The following is a 17,778-nucleotide window of genomic DNA, read 5'->3' as shown; positions in this document are numbered from 1 at the left end:
TGCCGCCGGGCGGGTGGGAAATATTCAGGGGGTGGTAACTGTCTGGGGTGGTGGTAACCACAGGCCGGTAACCTGGCCGGGTGGTAACCTGTTTTTCAGGGCAGACGCTATCGAAATCTCGCGCTGTTGCCCCCCGCATACCGTTTTGGCCAGGAAGGACCCATCGATTTTCCGCAGGACTCCGCAATCACCTGATTGGCACCAGCCATCATGCGTTCGCATCGCTTCGCATTTGTTGGCGTGGGAGGTTGCAGTCTGAAGATCATGCCCGCTGCCCACACCGCTGTCCTGACCATAGCTGAAACTGTAGGCCGAAACCGGGTAAAACGCGACAGGGGATGTTTTGGCATCCGTCATCACCATCCCGCGTCACCCCGCGCAGGCCATCAACTTGCCGCGACTTCACTCAATGGCCTCGGTTCAGGTGCAGGGTGACAAGATGGATGGCGGCATCAAAGCGGCGCTGAGCAGTGCGGGCAGCGCAGGCAAACCGCCGACCGATCTGCTCCCAGCGATACCGGTTCGAGCGCATCCAGACCAAGTGGCGCTGCTCTACCTCCAGCCACTGCACCCAGCGCATGGTCTCGAGCATCCTCTCCACCGCTTGTGGGCTGGGCGGCATGGGCCGGTACAGCCGATCGGGGTCGGGGTAACGCTCGGGCACTTGGAAGGCCAGCGTCATCCAGGGGTTGAAGTAGCCGCCAGGGCGAACTCGGGGCAGCTTGTGCGCAGTCTCGGCCGCCTCGGCAAAGCGAACTGCCACGTCTTCGACTGTCCATTCGGTTCGTGTCTCAGTCATGGCGCTTGCCTCCATCCCCGTAGAGACGTTCGCCCAGCCTGCGCACGAACTGCTTCTCCACCCAGTCCAGTCGGTCGTCGTGCTCGGAGACCACCAGGATGTGGTCGTTGCGCCAGCCTTCGCGCTTGACGGCATCCAGGTCGGGCGTGGTCGGCTGCAGATTGCCCAGGGGGCAGCGGTAGCGGTATTGCGGCACTTTCATGTCACACCCCCTCTGCGGCCATCTCACGGGCCAGGTAGAGCAAGGCGATGGCATCGGCCTCGTTGTCATCCTTAGGGGCGTGGCCACGTGCACGGACGGATGCCACCATCTCGTCCTTGCTGGCGTTGCCTTTGCCAGTGGCGTGCTTCTTGATCGTGCCGACCGGGACGCCCTGGTACGGGATCTGATAGTGCTCACACCAGGCGGTCAGTTGGCCCATGAAGCCGCCGTAGGCGTGTGCAGCGTCGACGCCGACGTGGCGACGGACCTCTTCGAAGACGACTTGGTCAATGCCGTCGTTGCACTGCTTGATGTCGGTGAGCCAGCGCTTGAACCGCAGGAAGCGCATGCCGCCGCCTTCGAAGCGTTGCGGTTTGAAGGATTGGCTGCCACTGGTGATGCTGCCGTCGCAGCTGGCCAGTGCCCAGCCGGTTTGGGTGCCCAGATCGAGGGCGAGTATGGTCATTGTGTTCATTGGTCACTCCATGTGTTTTTGGCATCTGGTGACCGAAGGTGACCCGTTTCTCGTTAACCGCTCGCGCCTGCGCGCGTACACGTGTAGAGAGATAACGAGATGCCGGTCACTTTCGGTCACCCATTCGGGTCAGTCATCGCGATAGGGCATGTAGCCGCCCGGATCGCGGGGTTTGAGTGAGAGGCCGGACAAGGCCTTGGCCCCGCCATGCAGGCGTGTGCGGGCAAACCCTCGGTTGATGAGTTGCTGGGTCAGCCAGCGACTGGTGCCCACGTACTCACCGCGCCGCTCTGCCCGCTCACGCCAGCGCTGATAGATTGCGGAGATCGCCTCGCGCGCCACAGGCGACTGCTGGCAGTCCTCGTCCAGGAACTCGCCAATGGCGTCTTCCTCTTCGAAGTATTCGTCGGTGGCATCGAGCACCTGCTGCGGCGGATCGAGGCGCCCCAAGCGCTGCCAGTCCAGACAGCCTTGAACGGCCCAAGCCAGAATTCCATCGCGTTCCGCGAGCAGCTTTTGCTGCAGATGCTTGTCACGTTTTTCGGGTGGCACGGTGATCGTGAACGGGATCAGGTGCAGTCGCCGCTTCATGGCCTCATCGATGTTGCGGATCGCCGGCTTGTGATTGCCGGCCACGATCAGTTTGAATTGCGGCATGAACTCGAAGAAATCCTGGCGCATGAAGCGGGCAGAGATCTTGTCACCACCGGTCAGGCTCTTGACCTTGGATTCGGCCCAGCGGCGGCCTTGCTCGGTCTCGATCGCTGCAACAAAGCGTGCCCCGCGCAAGCTGGCCATATCGGTCGGATGCCGGTCCGTGCGGGTTTCCATGAACGTGTCCATGGGTGCATTGGTCGCGTAATCACCCAGGATGGTGGCCAAGGTATTGACGAACACCGACTTGCCGTTGGCACCGGTGCCGTAGAGAAAGAACAAGGCGTGTTCGCGGGTCGATCCGGTCAATGCATACCCCGCCATGCGTGCCAGATACGCCTGCAGGGTCTGATCGCCGCCCGTGACCTCATTCAGGAATTGCCGCCACGTGGGGCAATCACCCGATGGTGTGGCGGTCGTGATCTTGGTCAGCCGATCCTGGCGATCGTGCTGGCTCAGCACGCCATTTTTGAGATTCATCACGCCGCCCGGCGTGTTCAGCAACCAGGGGTCGGCGTCCCATTCGTCAGCCGTTGCCGCATGACGCCGATCCGAACGCGCGAGTCGTTCAAGCCCGGCCACGGTACCGCTGCTGGCGAGTTTGGCCGCCACCCGGTGCGAATCGGCCTTGAGTGCCGCCTCACGGCAGATCTGCCGCATCAGGTGGTGCGCAGCCAAGGTCTCCTCGGTTTGCCAGCGCTTGCCGGTCCAGAACACCCATTTGCCCCACAGCGCAACATAGCGCCAGTCCTGTGCGTACCGACCGGAGAAGGTCAACGCCAGCGCGTCTTCCGTCGCCCAGACCGATTGCTCGGTCGGATCTGCCGCTTGTGCAGACTCGGGGGTCGATGGCTGAAACTGAATGCGCTCGCCACCGGCAAGGAAGCCCTGCACATCAAAGCCGTCGGCAAGTGCATCGGCTGCATCCCACCCATCCGCAGCGCCCTGCGGCGCATCCGCCGTTGGATTGGCTGGTGGCATCAGCACTGCGCAATGATGCGCGCCGGCCGCCATGACCGCCTCGGCCGCGTTCATCGCATATTCCCAGCCGGGCTTGTCGCGGTCGGGCCAGATCAGCACGGCTTTGCCTGCGAGCGGCGACCAGTCGGTCTTGTCCACCGGTGCGTTGGCGCCGTGCATCGCGGTGGTGGCCACGATGCCGGCGTCGATCAAGGCCTGCGCGCATTTCTCGCCTTCGACCAGCACCACTTGTGCGGCGTGGCTCATCCCCGGCTGGTTGTAGAGCGGCCGCGGCTCGGGCGGCGCCATCTTGCGCCGCTTGGCATCCCAGGGCCGGAACTCCTTCTTGCGTCCGGGCGGGTCGTAGCGGTAGACGACGGCGATGAGCCGCCCCTGCGCATCGAGATAGTCCCACTTGGCGGTCGCAGGGCCTAGATCGTCGGTCGGGAGTTCCTTGTTGTGGCGCTTGTGCACCGCTGTGGTGGGGGCGCGGCCGACGAGGTCCTCGGCCAGGTCGAGGACGCGGGTAAAGTCGCGCTTGGCATCGAGGCCGTGGTGGGCGGCGATGAGGTCGAAGGCGTCGCCGCCGTCGCCCGTGGCACGATCCGTCCATAGCCCGGCCTTCTCGCCATCGAGCACCACTTCCAGGCTGTCGCCAGGGCTGCCGAGCACGTCGCCGATCAGGAACTTGCCCCTGCGCTTTCTGCCGGCCGGAAACAGGATGAACAGCACCGAATCCAGCCGCGAGAGCAGCGCAGCGCGCAGGGCTTCGCGGCGCTCGGACGCCGGGATCTCGGACTTTGGCACGGTGTCATTGAAGTCCAGCATCCGCCTCCTCCTCGAGTACTGCGTCGGCCGTGAGCAGGGCCTGGCGCTCCTCCATCCACGCGATCAGTTCGCTCAGCTTGAAGCGCAGGAGCTTGCCGACGCGGTAGTGCGGCAGGCGCAAACGCCGACGCTCCTTGGCATGGGTGAGCCAGTACAGCGGCAGATTCAGCGCAAGCGCCGCCTCGCGTGCATCGATCAGTCGCTCGCCGAGCACCTGCGTCAGCGGTGTGTCGTTCATGTCGCAGCCCTCCAGCACCGGTCCTGCCACGGGCACATCCGGCATTCGACGTGGGTGGGATCGGCGAAGCCGCGCGGCAGCAGTTCGCCGGCGTCGGTGGCCGAGATCACTTTGACGGCGCGGTCCGACATGCGCTGCGCCAACGCAGCATCGAAGGCCACACGCTCGGCGTAGAGCTCCATCGTGTCGGCGTTGATCGCCGTGAACAGCGCCGGCTGTTCGTGCAGGCCGAGATAGGCCTGGTAGACGGCCACCTGCGCGGCGTAGATGGGCTTGGCGACCGCGAGCCGGTGCTTCTCGAGCTCCCGCCAGGACTTCGCGCTCAAGCACTTGTTCTCCCACAGCGCGGGGTAGCCAAAGCCCGGCCCCAGATCCGGTCCGGCGACGAGGACGCCATCGACATGCCCCTGCAGACGCCCGTCGAGCGCCGAGAAGCCGAAGGGCTCGCCCGCGTCGTCGCGCGTGCGCAGATCGAAGCCCGCCGCGCGCAGCCAGCCGACCATGCACGCCTCGATCACATGGCCGCGCTCGAAGATGCGCAGCAGGCGGCCGTCGGTCTCGCGGCCCGGATCGACCGGCGCGTCCGCGAACTCGTACTGCAACGCGCGCTCGCAGGCGGCCCCGAGGCGCGATGCGCCCAGGTATGTGCGGCGCGGCTGGGCCGCGCGAGACTGCTGCAGCCCGGCGTCGATCAGCGCCGTGACCTGGCCCGAGAAGCTCTTGCAGGCGTTGAAGTCCATCATCGCTGCGCCTCCTTCCGTGGCGCTTTGGAGGCCGACTCCGGCTCCTCCCACGGCAGGTCGTCCTCGAGATCGGCGAAGGGATCGGACACCGGGTGCTTCAGCCCGCGCACCGGCGGGTACTTGGTCGCCTCGTGGTGCGCGACCATCGCCTCGGTGTAGCCGGTGACGATGGCGTCGATGACCTGCAGCGCCTCGGCCTCGGAATACGCGCCGAGGGGCTTGTCGAAGCCGATGGCCTCGGCGGCCGCGCCGAAGGCCTTGAGGCAAGCCCGCATCGCGGCCCGTTCGACCTCAGACGGATCGATCATCGCGACCTCCCGCTTGTCGATGTAACCCTCCTGCACGCGCCGCCACTGGCCGTAGAGCGCGTGAAACGCCTGCTGGCAGCGCTGTGAGCAGAACACCCAGTCGATGGGATAGCGCCTGGCGTCGCCCACCGGATGCCGAAGGTCCGCGTGGCCGTAGCCGCGCGCCTGTCGTTTGCAAATCCAGCATTTCATTCACGCCGCGGCCTCCTCTCACTGCGCCCAGGCGGGCTTGCCCGGCACGGCGGGGGGTTGCAGGGCGGCCGGCGGCATCGCATGGGGCGGAACCACCGCCGCTGGCGCGCCGGAGGAGCCGCTGCCCGGGGTCTTGGGCGGCACGCCCATCAGCCGGGCGTAGTCCGGGTGGTCGGGCTCGACGGCGCTCTTGACGACGTTCTTCAGTTCCCCGCGGCCGTCCTTCTCGACGTCGATGCGGGCGAGGAACTCGATGCCGTCGAGCTCGTGGAAGCCCTGGATGCGCCGCGCGGCGGCGGCCTGCGGCCCGTTGTCCTGGGGATGGACGTTGCGCGCGCTGTTGAGGATGGCGCGCACGAAGCTGCGGCCCATCTGGCCCCAGGCCGGGCCCTTCGGGGAATGCAGGCCGATGTTGCTCCAGAGCTTGCGGCGGGCGTACTCGCCTTCCAGCACCACGAACTCGCAGGCCAGATACACCGCGCCGGTCTCAAAGCTCTGCGTGGCCCAGCCGCCCGTCCAGCCCTGCGCCGGGTCATCGAAGCCCCCGGGCTTGAGGGTCATGCGTACCTTGGCGAGCGTGCCTTTGGGGATGAGGTCGAAGCTTTGCTGCTGCTGCGCGTCGTTGAAATCGTTCCAAGCGGTCATGGCGGATCACTCCTTGAATGCGTTGAGGTCGGTTGAATGCGACAAAGCGCTGGCGTGTGCTGCGGCAGTGCGGCCGAGGCACTTGGCAATGAGCTTTCCGAGGTGGGGTTCTTCGATGGGGGCAAGCCGTCCCGAGCGGTCCTTGCTCGGGAAGCCCCAGGGGTTGTCCGCGCCGGTGACGAACGCGCGGTATGGCGTGCCGTCGTCGGCCTTCAAGATGGCCAGCGTGATGACTTCATCGAGCACACCAGGCAGCTCGGCCGAGGTCTTGGCGCCTTCGAGCTGCAGCTGGTAGATGCGGCGGTTGAAATCGTCCAGCTTCTCTTCCAGGATGCAGACGTAGATGACGTGCTTGTCCCTCACGTGCTGCAGGTGCGTGAGGGCGCCGATCATCTCGGTGCCGAGCAAGCCATAAGCGCCCCGGGTGTCGGGCTTGCCGGTCTTCTCGGAGAATGCGGCCGGCTGGGTCTTGCACCAGGCCAGGCACATCCGCGAGAGCACGGTCAAGGAATCGACGAAGTAGGTGTCGTACTTGGCCAGCTGCGCCGGGTCGCCGTACTTCTGGCAGACGTGATCAAAGTGGGCCTGCGAGAAGGCCTGCTCGGGTGTGGCGCTCGGGCTGGGTCCTGCCAGGAACACCACCAGGTCCTTGAACTCCGGCCAGGTGCGCGGGCGCAGGGTGTCACCGCCCCAGTCGAGGATGGACAGATCGCCGGCCTCGGTGTCCACCAGTAAGGTGCGTTCGGCATCGAGCGTGCGGATCTGGGAGGTCTTGCCCACCCCGGGCGCACCGACGAGGGCGACCTTGGCGCAGCGTTTTTCGACGAGTCTTTCGTTGGCCGTCACGATAGGCAATGGCATGGCCGACTCCTCATTCGAACGAGACGACCGTGAAGCGGCCGAAGGTGGGACGGAAGTCACCCACGCCGATGAGTCGGCCTGCCATGTCCAGGCTGTCCTTGATCCAGGCACGGTCGAGGTATTCGGGCAGCACCACCATCAGATCGAACTCGGCGCGCCAACCCGCACGCATGGCAGGCCGCACCCGATTGACGCCCGCGCGTTGCACCACCACGCGGCGGCGGTCTTCGTAATCCCAGCGGTCGGTCCCCAGGCTGGCCAGGTGGGTGAGCGAAACCACGCCGGCCTTGGTGATGTCCTGCGCCGATTTGCGTGGACTCCTGGGGTCCTGCTTGAACTTGGCCGCACCGATCAGCGCCTGTCGCAGATACTCCCCGGGCAGGCACAACTGGCCCTGGTTGTCGCGATAGACGTAGCTCTCGATGTCGTCGGTTTTTTTGGCGGCGCTGTTCTTGGTGGCCTTGGCCTTGGCGTCGACGGCCTCGCAGTTCCAGCGGTGGAACAACAAGTCCGCCACGCCTTCGATGACGACACGGACGCTGTACGGCGCCCCCGTCAGGACCGCCGACTCGGCACCGTTGCCGAGCGCATCCTCGTTTCTCAAAAGGGTTTTCATCGTCGAATCTCCAGAAATCGAAAGTTCCTTGCCACATCGGGCCCAGCCTTGCCTAGCCACGCCAAGCCAGTCCGAACCGAGCCCAGTCACAGTTCGCTTGGGCCTTGCCGCGGCTTGCCCCGCCATGCCATGCCACAGCGCGCCGAGCACAACCCGGCCATTGGCTTGCCAAGATCAAGGACGTCACGAGGATGAAGGGGCGTCATCACGCCACCTCCTTCAGCCGCTCGGCGACACGGGGCGGAATCGAATTCCGGCCCTTCTCTTTCACTTTCAGTTCGGTGGGCATGGTTCAGTCCTCCGAGGTCAAGGTCAGCCGAAACGTCGGCTTGCCGGGCTTGACGGTGCGCGCCGGCTCGAACTGCGCGCGCAGCGCCGCGGGCCAGTGGTTGAAGCGGGACTCGGACACCGAGTACTCGACATCGAGGTAGTCCTCGACGCGCTCGCCGGCGGCGGCGATGCGCCGGGCCATCTGCGACAGCTGCGCCTGGTCCCAGGCCACGCGTTTCGGGACATCGACGGTCACGCGCAGTGCGCCGTCGGTGAGATGCACGACGCCGAAGTCCTTGCCGGCCTCGAGGCGCGCGGCGCGGGCCTGCTCGCCGTAGGCGGCCTCCAGCGCGGCGTCGAACTTCGCGCGGGCCTGCTTGAGCCAGGCGAGTGCTTCGTCGAGGTTGCGGCTGATCTGCGCCTTCTGGGCGGGCGGCAGCGCGGCCAGCTGGCCGACGGACATCGCGGCGATGTCGGCGGGGTAGAGGGTCAAATCGCTCATCGCATCCCCCTTCAGCGCGCCGCGCGCTCGGAGGTCGAGTCGTGCAGGGCGCCACGCTCGAACTCGATGACCGACTCCAGGGGGTAGCTGACGCGCTTGGACAGCTTCAGGTAGCGCGGGCCGCGCCCTTCGCTGCGCCAGCGCTGCAGGGTCTTGGGGCTCAGGCCCCAGCGCTGCGCGAGCTCGTTCTCGTTGAGGACCCGACGATCGCCGGGAGACAGACCGTTGATCGCATCGACCGGCGACCGGGTGATGGTGCTTGCCGTTGTCGGCATGGAAGCCTCCTATGACGCTGTTGAGGAACAGGTGTCATTGCAGGCTTCGGGTGGCGAACATACGAGGGACGCAATGGCGAACCACGCGCAAACTTCGGGTTCGCCAATCCGCACGCGTCCATGCCAAAACGGCGAGCACGCGGCTCGCCGTTCTTGGGGACAGGGGGATGGTCAGCGGCCCACATCGGCGCAACTGACGGAACTGGCCAACACCATCGCGCATCGCGTGTGCCGGCACCTGACGCGCAAAGGCTGGCTGGAAGGCGAAGACGAATCCGTGTTCCTGTCCGACAGCGCGGGTAGCGACGACGGCATGGACGCGCTGCGGATGAGTTCGATGACCTACCGCATCGCCACCGGTCGCGACGCTGGCCGCAAGGTCGTCACGCTGCAAACATTGCCCGGTGACGCAGGCTCGCTGGAGGGCGATGCCGGCAAGGTCGGCGGCTTCTCGCTGCATGCCGGCGTGGCCGCGGAAGCACACGAGAGCCACAAGCTCGAAAAGCTGTGCCGCTACATCACGCGCCCGGCGATCAGCGAGCAGCGGCTGTCGATCTCACCGCAGGGCAGGGTGCGGTATCAGCTCAAGACGCCGTGGCGCAATGGCACCACGCATGTCGAATGGGATGCGGTGGACTTCATCGCCAAGCTGGCGGCACTGGTCCCGCCACCTCGCGCGCATCTCACCCGCTTCCACGGCGTATTCGCCCCGAATGCAAACCTGCGCGCGCAGCTGACGCCCTCGGGGCGCGGCAGGCGGCCTGCGGGCGATGCGGCGCCGGTTGACGCAAGCGCCCACGACGAGCCGCGCAGCCCCGAGCAGAAGCGCCGTGCGATGAGCTGGGCGCAACGGCTCAAGCGGGTCTTTTCCATCGACGTCACCACCTGCGCCCACTGCGGCGGCGCGGTGCGGATCGTCGCCAGCATCGAGGAACCCACCGCCATCCGCGCCATCCTCGCCCACTTCGAGAAGCACGGCGCGCTGGAGCAAGCGCACTACCGGCCCGCAGCGCGCGCCCCGCCGCCGGCCGCGTGACGAGGTGCCGGCTGCACAGCCGACGGCGAAACCGGAATCCGAGCCGATGCGGCCACGATCCCGCAGGGCTGCGCTCGGCCCTGTGCTGGGATTCGGTGAGAAATGGCTACGCACTGAGCCGCTGCGTGGCCCCGCGATGTCGAAAACCCACGCATGAACCCCCGATCTGTGCCCGATCTGTGCCCAAAGCGGCGCTTGCGCGGCCGCTTCCTACCCGCCAGACTCGCAAAAAAGGGCGGTTGAACTTCCTATACGCGAATGGGTAGTATCGAGCAGCGACGCCGATTCTGGCGGCCAACGCGTCGTTGACCCATCGGCTAGAATGTATGAGTGACGGCCGCTCTGGCCCGCACCCATCGTCGTGGAGAACCAGCTATGGTGCTTGACAGACTGTTCGGCAAGAAACTCGAGATGCCTACACCGGAAGAGGCGCTGCCGGGCCGGGAGACGTACGCCTTCGATGTTCCGGAGACGCATGCCGTCAACGGCCATCGGATCCAGCCGCCCTTCCCCGAGGGGATGGAGACCGCCACGTTCGCCCTCGGCTGCTTCTGGGGCGCGGAGCGGCTCTTCTGGCAGATGGACGGTGTCTGGAGCACGTTCGTCGGCTACAGCGGCGGGTACACGCCCCACCCGACCTACGAGGAGGTCTGCACCGGCCGGACCGGCCATGCCGAGGTCGTGCGCGTCGTCTATGACCCGCGGAAGGTGACCTACGCCGCGCTGGTGAAGGCCTTCTTCGAGGCGCACGACCCGACGCAGGGCATGCGCCAGGGCGCCGATGTCGGCACGCAGTACCGGTCGGCGATCTACTACCACACCGACGAGCAGCGGCAGATCGCCGAGAACGCGCGCGCCTCGTACGACCAGGCGCTGCGCAAGGCCGGCTACCCGCCGATCACGACGGAGATCGTCCCGGCCGGCCCGTTCTACTACGCCGAGGAGTACCACCAGCAGTACCTGCACAAGGTGCCGGACGGCTATTGCGGCCTCGGCGGCACCGGTGTGACCTGCGCCATGCCGCACCGTAGCCCCGTCTCGCTGGATGAGCGCGAGATCGCCCCGGTCCGCGGTGGCGATGACACGGCGACGGAGGACCCGAAGCTGCGCCCGCTGCCGCAGTCGGAAGAGGAGTGGCGGCAGATCCTGAGCCCGGAGGAGTACCGGGTGCTGCGCGCGGCGGGCACCGAGCGGCCCTTCACGGGGTTCTACAACGCGGTCTGGGACGACGGCATCTACCGCTGCAAGGCCTGCGGCAACCCGCTCTTCGACAGCAGCACGAAGTACGACCACGGCTGCGGCTGGCCGAGCTTCGGCGAGGCGCTGCCGGGCGCGGTCGAGTACCTGGAGGACCGCTCGCACGGGATGATCCGCACTGAGGTTCGCTGCGCGCGGTGTCACTCGCATCTGGGGCATGTCTTCGACGACGGCCCGCGGACGTGGAACGGCCAGCGCTTCTGCATGAACTCGGTCGCGATCGAGCTCGACAAGCGCTGACTCGGCCTCGGGTATCGTGGCCGACACACGGCACCGCCCCGGTCCATGCGGACCGGGGCGGTGCCGTGTGTCGGGAAGGTGGAGGCCCCCAGGACGGATTCACAGGCGTCTTCGCTCATCCGTTACGCAAGGGCTTCCCGCAAGCCGCTGAGAGTGGATTGCGCATCGCTTCGTACGGTGGACCCTTGTGGCCGACCGTACGGAAAAGTCACATCCATTGGGTGAATGGCTGCACCGCCGCGCGAAGAAGGCCGAGGCCTCCCTCCCCGCCGATGCTCGGCCGATCCGGCTACGGCGTGCCGGTGGCCTCCGCCTCCTCGGCGCCGGGGGTGCCGGGGCCAACGGCCCAGATCTCCTGCTGCGGCTGGTACGGGCTGTGGAAGGTGTCCTCCAGGATCACCTCGCCGTTCTCGCGGACGGTCCGTGTCACCGTCACCTCGTAGCCGGGCTGCGCCGTCTGTACCTGGCGCTTCTCGCCCTTCTGGAGCTTGCTGTCCACCCGCATCTTGGGCGGGTCGGGCTCGATCGGGTCGCTGATCTTCGGCTGCGAGATCTCGACCTCGCGGTTCAGCTCCGGCCCGTAGAGATAGCAGGTGGCGACGTCGTTCCACGTCGACATCTCGACCAGCATCCAGGAATCGGTCGGGTTGACGAACTTCAGGTCCAGCTCCCACTCGTCCGGGGAGTTCGGCTTGAGGCCGAAGACCGCCCGCTGCCCGAGTATGTGCGCGAGGAGTTCGAGACCTACCTGCGCTGCGGCGTGCTCGAGCACGGCTTCCTGCGCGTGGTCTGCGAGCACTGTCGTGCAGAGAGGCTGGTGGCGTATTCCTGCAAGAAGCGCGGCTTCTGCCCCAGCTGCGGCGCACGGCGCATGGCCGAGTCGGCGCGGCATCTGGTGGACGAGGTGTTCGGCCCGCGGCCGGTGCGGCAATGGGTGCTGAGTTTCCCGTACCCGTTGCGCTTCCTGTTCGCCAGCAAGCCTGAGGCGATCGGCCCGGTGCTGGGCATCGTGCATCGTGTGATCGCCGGTTGGCTTGCCGATCAGGCCGGCGTGCCGCGGGATACGGCGCAATGCGGTGCGGTGACCCTGATCCAGCGCTTCGGCAGCGCGCTGAATCTCAACATCCACTTCCACATGCTGTGGCTCGACGGCGTGTACGAGGACACCACCGAGCGTCCGCAGCGCAAGCCGCGCCTGCACCGCACCCGTGCGGCCGGTCACTGGGCCGGTGGCGGAAAACCCAGCAGCCGGCGCTGTTCGGCCCAGTCGCGGGGCAGCAGATCGTGCCGGCCACGCAGGGTCTGCAGGTTCAGATGGCGGGGCTGGCGCCCGTCCAGGATGGCCTCGACGATGTCGGGGGCCAACAGGGTCAGGCGCAGCACCTCGGCCACCCAGCCGGGTTCCAACTTCAGGGAGCGGGCCAGGTCGGTCGTCGTGGGATAGCGCCCCTCCTCGAGCAGCCGCTTCCAGTAGAAGGCCTTGCCGAGCGTCTTGATCATCGACGCGTCCAGTCCTCCCGCGGCTGAGGCTGCGGACTCGGGCGTCGGCGGGATCAGGAGCTTGCGGTTTTGCCGGCGCTTGATCGTCAGGGGCACCAGGGTCACCCGCTGCCTGTCGCTGACGTAGCTGCGTGCGTCGTTGCCGATCTCGACCCGGATCGCGCGACGGCGGGAGTTCGCAGTCGGATCGGGAGGCGACCGGGTCATGCCAAAGCCTCTTCGGCGCTCGCGCGGCATTCGTCGACCAAGGGATGCGCGCCGATCTCGGGCCCCAATCCCAGCCAGCCGTCTTCACGCCAGAGGATGTCGAGTCCGTGCTCATGCAGTTGCACCCGCTCGATCAGCAGCCGCGCGATGCGTTGCTGCTCGGCCGGGAACAACTGCGCCCACACGTCGCCGATGCGTCGCATCGCCACCACCACCTGCGCTTCGTCGAGGGCGGCACCCGCCGGGTGTCGCTGACACGCACGCCAGGTGCCGATCAGCACCTCCGGCGCCGAGAGCGCCGCGTGGATCTGCGCCAGCACCGCGTTCTCGATCTCGGCCGCGGGCAGGTGCCCGACATCGACCGCATCGGACGACAGCGTCGCACCGGCGTTACGGCGCTTGTGCAGGTAGGGCACGTAGTAGCGATACATGCGCCCGTTCTTCTTCTTGACGAAGGTGTGCAACATGCGCTGGCCATCGGGCGCGAACAGCAGCCCCGCGAGCAGCGCCGGGTGTTGGGCCCGGTGTTCACGCGGCGCCTGCTTGCGGCGCGCGATGAACGCGTGCACGGCGTCCCACAGGTCTTGCGGCACGATCGCTTCGTGTTGGCCGGGATACCACGTGCCGTGGTTGCGGATCTCACCCAGGTAGATGCGGTTGCGCAGCAGCGCGAAGATGTATTGCTGGTCGATGGGTCGGCCCGTGCGCTGGCGCCCGCCTTGGGTCACCCAGGCCTTGGTGGTGTGCCCCTCGACCGCCATCTCCCGCACCAGCCGTGCAGCCGAGCCATGCTCGGCGTAGCGCCGGAAGATGTCACGCACGAGAGCGGCCTCGCGCTCGTTGACGACGAGCTTGCGATCGACGACGTCATAGCCCAGCGGCGGCATGCCGCCCATCCACATGCCCTTGGCCTTGGAGGCGGCGATCTTGTCGCGGATGCGCTCGCCGGTGACCTCGCGCTCGAATTGGGCGAAGGACAGCAGGATGTTGAGCGTGAGCCGCCCCATCGAGGTGGTGGTGTTGAACTGCTGCGTGACCGCCACGAAAGAGACGCCGTTGCGGTCGAACACCTCTACCAGCTTGGCGAAATCGGCGAGGCTGCGCGTGAGGCGGTCGATCTTGTAGACGACCACGATGTCGATCCTGCCGGCCTCGATGTCGGCCAGCAGCCGCTCGAGCGCCGGGCGGTCGAGGTTGCCGCCGGAGTAGCCGCCGTCGTCATAGCCGTCTTCGACGGCGATCCAGCCCTCGTGGCGTTGGCTGGCGATGTAGGCCAACCCGGCGTCGCGTTGGGCCTCCAGGCTGTTGTATTCCTGGTCGAGTCCTTCGTCGCTGGACTTGCGCGTGTAGACCGCGCAGCGTCGTTTCGGCATCACTGGATGTGGGGCCTGGATGGACGAGGTGGGCACGGGCCGTGGCGATCTCATGCCATCTCCTTCTGGCCATCCTTGGCCTTCAAGCCGAAGAACGCGGGTCCCGACCACGGCGTGCCGGTAATGTGGCGGGCAATCGCCGTCAGGCTCTTGAACCGCTGCCCCTGATACTCGAAATCGTTGGATCCGCGCACCAGCACCCGGTGCTCGACGTCGTCGAAGATGCGCGTGAGCACCGTGCCCGGCAGCAGCCGGCTCGCCTCGCGGCGCAGCCCGCGCGGCAGCAGGCCTGTTTCACCGATCTGCTCGAGCTTGCGACGCGTCGCGGGCCTCAGTCCGCCGAAGGCGCGCTCCTGGATCCGGTAGGCGAGCCGGCTCTCCAGCCAGGTGCGATGGTGGTGCTTCGGGCGCTCATCGAAATACTCGTCCCACAACGCCCAGAGGTCCTCCATGGACAAATCGGGTAGCTGGGCGATACGGGCGGCGACGGTGGCTGGGTCTGCAGGGCGTGCGTGTGTCGTCATCAGCGAACTCCTTGGTGGTCATCGGGGTTCGCATTCACGCGCTGTGGACCGCACAAGCCAAGGCCAACCGAGTCGCTGTCGGTGGCGGGACGGCCAGATGGCGGATAGGGGCGTGCGCGCAGCCGCAGCAGGGCGCAGGCCAACAGATCGACGATCTCTTGGTGCGCGTGCCGAGGCCGATCGGCCTCGGGAGCCAGGACGAAGGGTTCGGGTTCGTGCATGGTCGGCGTTTCGATGGAGAACGCCGACCATGCTAGGAATCGAGGGGCTCCGCGTAACGGGTTCTGGCGGGGATGCGCGGGCGACGGCGCCCTGCGTCATCGCACCTGGTGCTGGCCTGTCGAGATGAACCGGTCATCGCAGTCGTTGCTTTCGCCGTCCTGCCAGGATCGATCCCAAGCGCGCGGCTCGGCGCTTTCCAACAGCAGCAGGGTCAGGACGCGATCTCTCGAGGCGTAGCTGTGCTTGAACTCGCGCAGCTTCATGTGGGGGGCTTCCTCCGGGCACCAGATCGCGGCGGACATCTCGACGCCATCCCATGCCTGCTCGACGCTCGCGTCGGCGGCGAGCGTGCCGGGTAAGGGCTCTTGCGGATCGGCGGTGCGCCGGATGCGCGCCCGGGTTCTCACGGCGCTGCTGCTGCGCCATTCGTACTTCGCGTAGCCGTTGTCCCAGTAGACCAGGATCGCGCGCTGCGGGGTGAACTTGATGAAGCGGATGCACAGCGCCTCGAACGAGACCTGGAAGCGCTTGGCAATGGCGCTGAGGACGTGCAGATCGATGCGTCCGTTCGAGATCCACTCGCGCAGCCGATCGCCGGGCATCAGCAAATTGCTGGCGAAGTCGTCGGCCTCGCGCTCGATCAGGCGCATGGTCTCGTGGCTGGAGTGGACGCTTTCCTTGTCACAGTTGAAGCGCTGCTGCCGGTCGCGGTGCAGGACGAAGTGCCCGAGCTCGTGAGCGATGGTGAATCGCTGGCGCTGCGGGCTGACCGTGCCGTTGTAGGCGATACCCCAGACTTCAGGGTCATCAGGGTCCCGCGCCAGCAGGCCCTCGAAGGCATCGTCGTTGAACTGCACCGGCGGACGAATCTCCCGAACCCCTTTGCCGTAGGGCGTGGTCGGCAGCATCTGCCGCACGACATCGAGATCGACGGCCTCGGGCACGTCCGCGCCATACCAAGCCCGCAACCAGTGGTGGACTTTGTTGGCGGCGATCGCGCCGTTGAGGGCCGGGGGCGTGTTCACCTTTTGCTTTCCGGCAGATCCTTGTCCGGGAAGATGATCTTCAGCGCTTGGCGCACCCGGTCCTTCTCAGCTTCGGTCATGCCGGCGTACGCCCGGAAGAAGGCCACATCCTCGGGGCTGGCCTCGGGGACCTGGGGCATGGGCTCACCCATGATGTCCTCCATCGTGACGCCCAACACCCTGGCCAGCGCCTGCACGCGCTCGGCCGAGGGGCGTTGGCCCTCCTTCATCTCCAGTTCCCAGATGTAAGCCTTGGTGCAGCCGACCGCGTCGGCCACCTGCTGCAGGGTCAATTTCTTCGCCTCGCGGAATCGCCGCAGGCGAGATCCAAACGCGGAAGCCATGGCGATGCCCCGTCTCGAATCACGGGAAGTGTTGGAATGCGATCCGACAGTATAGCCCTGTGATACCAAACGCCGCTAGATGTGCCATGCAGTTTGACAAGCGGATCAGGCCGGGACACAATCGCGCTGTATCACGCTGCTTTACTTTGGCGTGACACAAGTTCAGTCAGCCGTCGCCGGCCCGCGTGCCCGAAGCCTCGGTCAGCAGACCTCCGACGTCACCTCAAGGAAAGGACCGAGACGCGATGAAGAAGACCTATGTCGACGTGCTGCAGGCGCTGCCGCCGGATGAGACGCTGCACCAGTTTCTCGCCAGCCATGGGCTGGCGGTGCCGCCAGCGCTCGATGCACAGCCGCACGAGCCGCCGAACCGGGCCGTGATTGAAGCCATCATGACGTGGGGCGACACCTCGGCGCGCGACCGGCTGACGGCCGAGCTGGTGGCCAGCGTCGCGCTGGGTGATGCCGCGGGCGGCCAGGCGATGTTCGAGGCGGCGCTGTCCGATCCCGCCGTGGTGACGGGCCTGGCGTTGTGCCAGAGCGACCTGCATCGCTCGTTCTGGCTGTACGTGCGGCACCGGGCGCTGTTCGAACGCGCCAGCGATCTCGATTTCTGGGCGCACCACAGCGCCCAGGCGCAGCAATACGACTTGGGAGTGCGGCGCCCTGCGATCCCGACGGACGCCGCACTGGCCGGTCTGCGTCGAGCGATCTCGGCCTACTACCAGCGCGAGCGCCAGTGCGGCGAGGGCTGTGTGGCCTATCTCGTGCCCAGGAGCCCCGGCATCCACCTGCTGACGGTGCACGTCAAAGACCTGGCCGAGCTGCGCCTGGAGTTCGAGGGCGTGGTGTTGAAGCAGCGCGTGGGCAACCCGAACATCCACATGGTGTTGGAGTACGCCGAAGCCACGGGCGTGGTGCGCACCCTGGCGCGCGGCGGTCACAAGGTGCAGCAGATGCTGGTGGAGGCCTTCGCCGAGCATGTGCTCGGGGTGAAGGCCACGCCCGAGCGTATCAAGGCCCCGGCGCTGGACTTGTCGGCGCTGCGCACGGGCTTCGATGTGCCGGAGGTGTTCGAGGACGGCTTCTCGCTGGTGCAGCTGAAGTCGCTCACGCTGCTGAGTCCGGAGGGAGATCTGAAAATCGAGTGCACGGCCATGCAGGCCAGTCAGCACCGCTCGGTGCATGAACTGCTGCGCGATCAACTGCCGGGCCCGCTGGAAGGCCGCTGGGCGGTGCTGGCGGCTCAGATCAACCTGTACTACCCTCCCGAGCCAGGGCGCACCCGGGCGCGCGTGGTGCCCATCGAGGTCACGAGCCGCGGGCGGCTCAACCTGCACCAGTTCGATGCCAAGCTGCAAGCGCAGCTGGAGCGCTACCTGGTACGCATCGGCATCCTGCGCCCCGGCCAGACCTTGAGCGCACAGGAGGCACCCTTCGCCGCGGGCACGGTCAGGGCGACGACTCCCGAGGACGCGTGAG

At 66.7% G+C, this 17,778-nt stretch carries 20 protein-coding genes and 2 pseudogenes; 4 read left to right on the top strand and 18 right to left on the bottom strand.

The annotated features are described in order from the left end of the window. Positions 1 to 406: 406 nt before the first annotated feature. The 12 genes from ACYVHH_RS15670 to ACYVHH_RS15615 all read right to left on the bottom strand — a co-directional run bounded on the left by ACYVHH_RS15670 (position 407) and on the right by ACYVHH_RS15615 (position 8,568). Positions 407 to 799: a DUF6362 family protein gene (locus tag ACYVHH_RS15670; protein ID WP_460566120.1), complete on the bottom strand. Its 393-nt coding sequence runs from the start codon at positions 797 to 799 to the stop codon at positions 407 to 409. After that, positions 792 to 1,001, bottom strand: a complete 210-nt coding sequence (locus ACYVHH_RS15665; protein ID WP_460566119.1) for a hypothetical protein — start codon at positions 999 to 1,001, stop codon at positions 792 to 794. The genes ACYVHH_RS15670 and ACYVHH_RS15665 overlap by 8 nt, the downstream gene beginning before the upstream one ends. Before the next feature lies 1 nt (position 1,002). Then, positions 1,003 to 1,476: a crossover junction endodeoxyribonuclease RuvC gene (locus ACYVHH_RS15660; RefSeq protein ID WP_460566118.1), complete on the bottom strand. Its 474-nt coding sequence runs from the start codon at positions 1,474 to 1,476 to the stop codon at positions 1,003 to 1,005. Positions 1,477 to 1,605: 129 nt separating this feature from the next. Continuing rightward, positions 1,606 to 3,918 carry a phage/plasmid primase, P4 family gene (locus ACYVHH_RS15655; protein ID WP_460566117.1) on the bottom strand — a complete coding sequence of 771 codons (2,313 nt, stop codon included), beginning with the start codon at positions 3,916 to 3,918 and terminating at the stop codon, positions 1,606 to 1,608. Beyond that, positions 3,902 to 4,186, bottom strand: coding sequence for a helix-turn-helix domain-containing protein (locus ACYVHH_RS15650; protein WP_460566116.1), 285 nt, complete (start codon positions 4,184 to 4,186; stop codon positions 3,902 to 3,904). Before ACYVHH_RS15650 ends, ACYVHH_RS15655 begins: the two co-directional genes overlap by 17 nt. Then, a complete protein-coding gene (locus tag ACYVHH_RS15645) occupies positions 4,153 to 4,899 on the bottom strand; it encodes a hypothetical protein (RefSeq protein ID WP_460566115.1) in 747 nt (248 codons plus the stop codon). Before ACYVHH_RS15645 ends, ACYVHH_RS15650 begins: the two co-directional genes overlap by 34 nt. Then, positions 4,896 to 5,399, bottom strand: a complete 504-nt coding sequence (locus ACYVHH_RS15640) for a DUF6511 domain-containing protein (RefSeq protein WP_460566114.1) — start codon at positions 5,397 to 5,399, stop codon at positions 4,896 to 4,898. Before ACYVHH_RS15640 ends, ACYVHH_RS15645 begins: the two co-directional genes overlap by 4 nt. A gap of 18 nt (positions 5,400 to 5,417) precedes the next feature. Continuing rightward, positions 5,418 to 6,044: a hypothetical protein gene (locus tag ACYVHH_RS15635; protein WP_460566113.1), complete on the bottom strand. Its 627-nt coding sequence runs from the start codon at positions 6,042 to 6,044 to the stop codon at positions 5,418 to 5,420. Between the two features lie 6 nt (positions 6,045 to 6,050). Continuing rightward, complete coding sequence (locus ACYVHH_RS15630) at positions 6,051 to 6,905, bottom strand: ATP-binding protein (protein ID WP_054284889.1); 855 nt, start codon at positions 6,903 to 6,905, stop codon at positions 6,051 to 6,053. Positions 6,906 to 6,915: 10 nt separating this feature from the next. Continuing rightward, entirely contained in the window at positions 6,916 to 7,521 is a 606-nt protein-coding gene (locus tag ACYVHH_RS15625; RefSeq protein WP_083460479.1) for a hypothetical protein, read from the bottom strand. A gap of 292 nt (positions 7,522 to 7,813) precedes the next feature. Next, positions 7,814 to 8,293: a hypothetical protein gene (locus ACYVHH_RS15620; RefSeq protein WP_460566112.1), complete on the bottom strand. Its 480-nt coding sequence runs from the start codon at positions 8,291 to 8,293 to the stop codon at positions 7,814 to 7,816. Between the two features lie 11 nt (positions 8,294 to 8,304). Next, positions 8,305 to 8,568 (bottom strand): helix-turn-helix transcriptional regulator, encoded by a 264-nt coding sequence (locus tag ACYVHH_RS15615; protein ID WP_008648927.1) that lies wholly within the window; start codon positions 8,566 to 8,568, stop codon positions 8,305 to 8,307. Between the two features lie 178 nt (positions 8,569 to 8,746). Between ACYVHH_RS15615 and ACYVHH_RS15610 the strand changes: the two are divergent. Together ACYVHH_RS15610 and msrA are read left to right on the top strand one after the other, a co-directional pair. Beyond that, positions 8,747 to 9,604, top strand: a pseudogene (locus tag ACYVHH_RS15610) (transposase); the annotation flags it as partial. A gap of 375 nt (positions 9,605 to 9,979) precedes the next feature. Continuing rightward, positions 9,980 to 11,101, top strand: coding sequence for a peptide-methionine (S)-S-oxide reductase MsrA (gene msrA / locus ACYVHH_RS15605; RefSeq protein ID WP_460566111.1), 1,122 nt, complete (start codon positions 9,980 to 9,982; stop codon positions 11,099 to 11,101). Positions 11,102 to 11,390: 289 nt separating this feature from the next. Here msrA and ACYVHH_RS15600 read toward each other — a convergent pair whose 3' ends face one another. Then, on the bottom strand, positions 11,391 to 11,606 hold the full coding sequence (locus tag ACYVHH_RS15600) for a G5 domain-containing protein (RefSeq protein ID WP_460566145.1): 216 nt from the start codon (positions 11,604 to 11,606) through the stop codon (positions 11,391 to 11,393). Between the two features lie 183 nt (positions 11,607 to 11,789). On the opposite strand from ACYVHH_RS15600, the pseudogene ACYVHH_RS15595 reads away from it, so the two are divergent. Further along, positions 11,790 to 12,315, top strand: a pseudogene (locus ACYVHH_RS15595) (transposase zinc-binding domain-containing protein); the annotation flags it as partial. 4 nt (positions 12,316 to 12,319) lie between these two features. Here the strand turns inward: ACYVHH_RS15595 and ACYVHH_RS15590 are convergent. The 5 genes from ACYVHH_RS15590 to ACYVHH_RS15570 all read right to left on the bottom strand — a co-directional run bounded on the left by ACYVHH_RS15590 (position 12,320) and on the right by ACYVHH_RS15570 (position 16,296). Then, positions 12,320 to 12,808: a hypothetical protein gene (locus ACYVHH_RS15590; RefSeq protein ID WP_143969674.1), complete on the bottom strand. Its 489-nt coding sequence runs from the start codon at positions 12,806 to 12,808 to the stop codon at positions 12,320 to 12,322. Beyond that, complete coding sequence (locus ACYVHH_RS15585; protein ID WP_460566110.1) at positions 12,805 to 14,181, bottom strand: recombinase family protein; 1,377 nt, start codon at positions 14,179 to 14,181, stop codon at positions 12,805 to 12,807. The genes ACYVHH_RS15590 and ACYVHH_RS15585 overlap by 4 nt, the downstream gene beginning before the upstream one ends. Positions 14,182 to 14,231: 50 nt before the next feature. Beyond that, positions 14,232 to 14,705 (bottom strand): DUF2924 domain-containing protein, encoded by a 474-nt coding sequence (locus tag ACYVHH_RS15580; RefSeq protein ID WP_460566109.1) that lies wholly within the window; start codon positions 14,703 to 14,705, stop codon positions 14,232 to 14,234. A gap of 317 nt (positions 14,706 to 15,022) precedes the next feature. Continuing rightward, a complete protein-coding gene (locus ACYVHH_RS15575; RefSeq protein WP_460566108.1) occupies positions 15,023 to 15,952 on the bottom strand; it encodes an ImmA/IrrE family metallo-endopeptidase in 930 nt (309 codons plus the stop codon). Beyond that, entirely contained in the window at positions 15,949 to 16,296 is a 348-nt protein-coding gene (locus tag ACYVHH_RS15570; protein ID WP_115044230.1) for a helix-turn-helix domain-containing protein, read from the bottom strand. Before ACYVHH_RS15570 ends, ACYVHH_RS15575 begins: the two co-directional genes overlap by 4 nt. A gap of 245 nt (positions 16,297 to 16,541) precedes the next feature. Here ACYVHH_RS15570 and ACYVHH_RS15565 point away from each other — a divergent pair, with 245 nt between their 5' ends. Further along, positions 16,542 to 17,777 (top strand): hypothetical protein, encoded by a 1,236-nt coding sequence (locus ACYVHH_RS15565; protein ID WP_019559507.1) that lies wholly within the window; start codon positions 16,542 to 16,544, stop codon positions 17,775 to 17,777. Position 17,778: the final 1 nt, after the last annotated feature.

The organism is Hydrogenophaga aquatica, assembly GCF_054780915.1.
Note: the sequence above shows the minus strand (reverse complement) of the source record. Positions and strands in the feature narration are given on the sequence as shown.

What these genes read in the sequence shown, in the direction of transcription:
- ACYVHH_RS15600 (WP_460566145.1), bottom strand. Translation starts at nt 11,606, where the DNA reads ATGCGGGTGGACAGCAAGCTCCAGAAGGGCGAGAAGCGCCAGGTACAG.
- ACYVHH_RS15630 (WP_054284889.1), bottom strand. Translation starts at nt 6,905, where the DNA reads ATGCCATTGCCTATCGTGACGGCCAACGAAAGACTCGTCGAAAAACGC.
- ACYVHH_RS15635 (WP_460566113.1), bottom strand. Translation starts at nt 6,044, where the DNA reads ATGACCGCTTGGAACGATTTCAACGACGCGCAGCAGCAGCAAAGCTTC.
- ACYVHH_RS15640 (WP_460566114.1), bottom strand. Translation starts at nt 5,399, where the DNA reads ATGAAATGCTGGATTTGCAAACGACAGGCGCGCGGCTACGGCCACGCG.
- ACYVHH_RS15645 (WP_460566115.1), bottom strand. Translation starts at nt 4,899, where the DNA reads ATGATGGACTTCAACGCCTGCAAGAGCTTCTCGGGCCAGGTCACGGCG.
- ACYVHH_RS15670 (WP_460566120.1), bottom strand. Translation starts at nt 799, where the DNA reads ATGACTGAGACACGAACCGAATGGACAGTCGAAGACGTGGCAGTTCGC.
- msrA (WP_460566111.1), top strand. Translation starts at nt 9,980, where the DNA reads ATGGTGCTTGACAGACTGTTCGGCAAGAAACTCGAGATGCCTACACCG.
- ACYVHH_RS15585 (WP_460566110.1), bottom strand. Translation starts at nt 14,181, where the DNA reads ATGCCGAAACGACGCTGCGCGGTCTACACGCGCAAGTCCAGCGACGAA.
- ACYVHH_RS15615 (WP_008648927.1), bottom strand. Translation starts at nt 8,568, where the DNA reads ATGCCGACAACGGCAAGCACCATCACCCGGTCGCCGGTCGATGCGATC.
- ACYVHH_RS15655 (WP_460566117.1), bottom strand. Translation starts at nt 3,918, where the DNA reads ATGCTGGACTTCAATGACACCGTGCCAAAGTCCGAGATCCCGGCGTCC.
- ACYVHH_RS15570 (WP_115044230.1), bottom strand. Translation starts at nt 16,296, where the DNA reads ATGGCTTCCGCGTTTGGATCTCGCCTGCGGCGATTCCGCGAGGCGAAG.
- ACYVHH_RS15660 (WP_460566118.1), bottom strand. Translation starts at nt 1,476, where the DNA reads ATGAACACAATGACCATACTCGCCCTCGATCTGGGCACCCAAACCGGC.
- ACYVHH_RS15620 (WP_460566112.1), bottom strand. Translation starts at nt 8,293, where the DNA reads ATGAGCGATTTGACCCTCTACCCCGCCGACATCGCCGCGATGTCCGTC.
- ACYVHH_RS15565 (WP_019559507.1), top strand. Translation starts at nt 16,542, where the DNA reads ATGAAGAAGACCTATGTCGACGTGCTGCAGGCGCTGCCGCCGGATGAG.
- ACYVHH_RS15590 (WP_143969674.1), bottom strand. Translation starts at nt 12,808, where the DNA reads ATGACCCGGTCGCCTCCCGATCCGACTGCGAACTCCCGCCGTCGCGCG.
- ACYVHH_RS15665 (WP_460566119.1), bottom strand. Translation starts at nt 1,001, where the DNA reads ATGAAAGTGCCGCAATACCGCTACCGCTGCCCCCTGGGCAATCTGCAG.
- ACYVHH_RS15580 (WP_460566109.1), bottom strand. Translation starts at nt 14,705, where the DNA reads ATGACGACACACGCACGCCCTGCAGACCCAGCCACCGTCGCCGCCCGT.
- ACYVHH_RS15625 (WP_083460479.1), bottom strand. Translation starts at nt 7,521, where the DNA reads ATGAAAACCCTTTTGAGAAACGAGGATGCGCTCGGCAACGGTGCCGAG.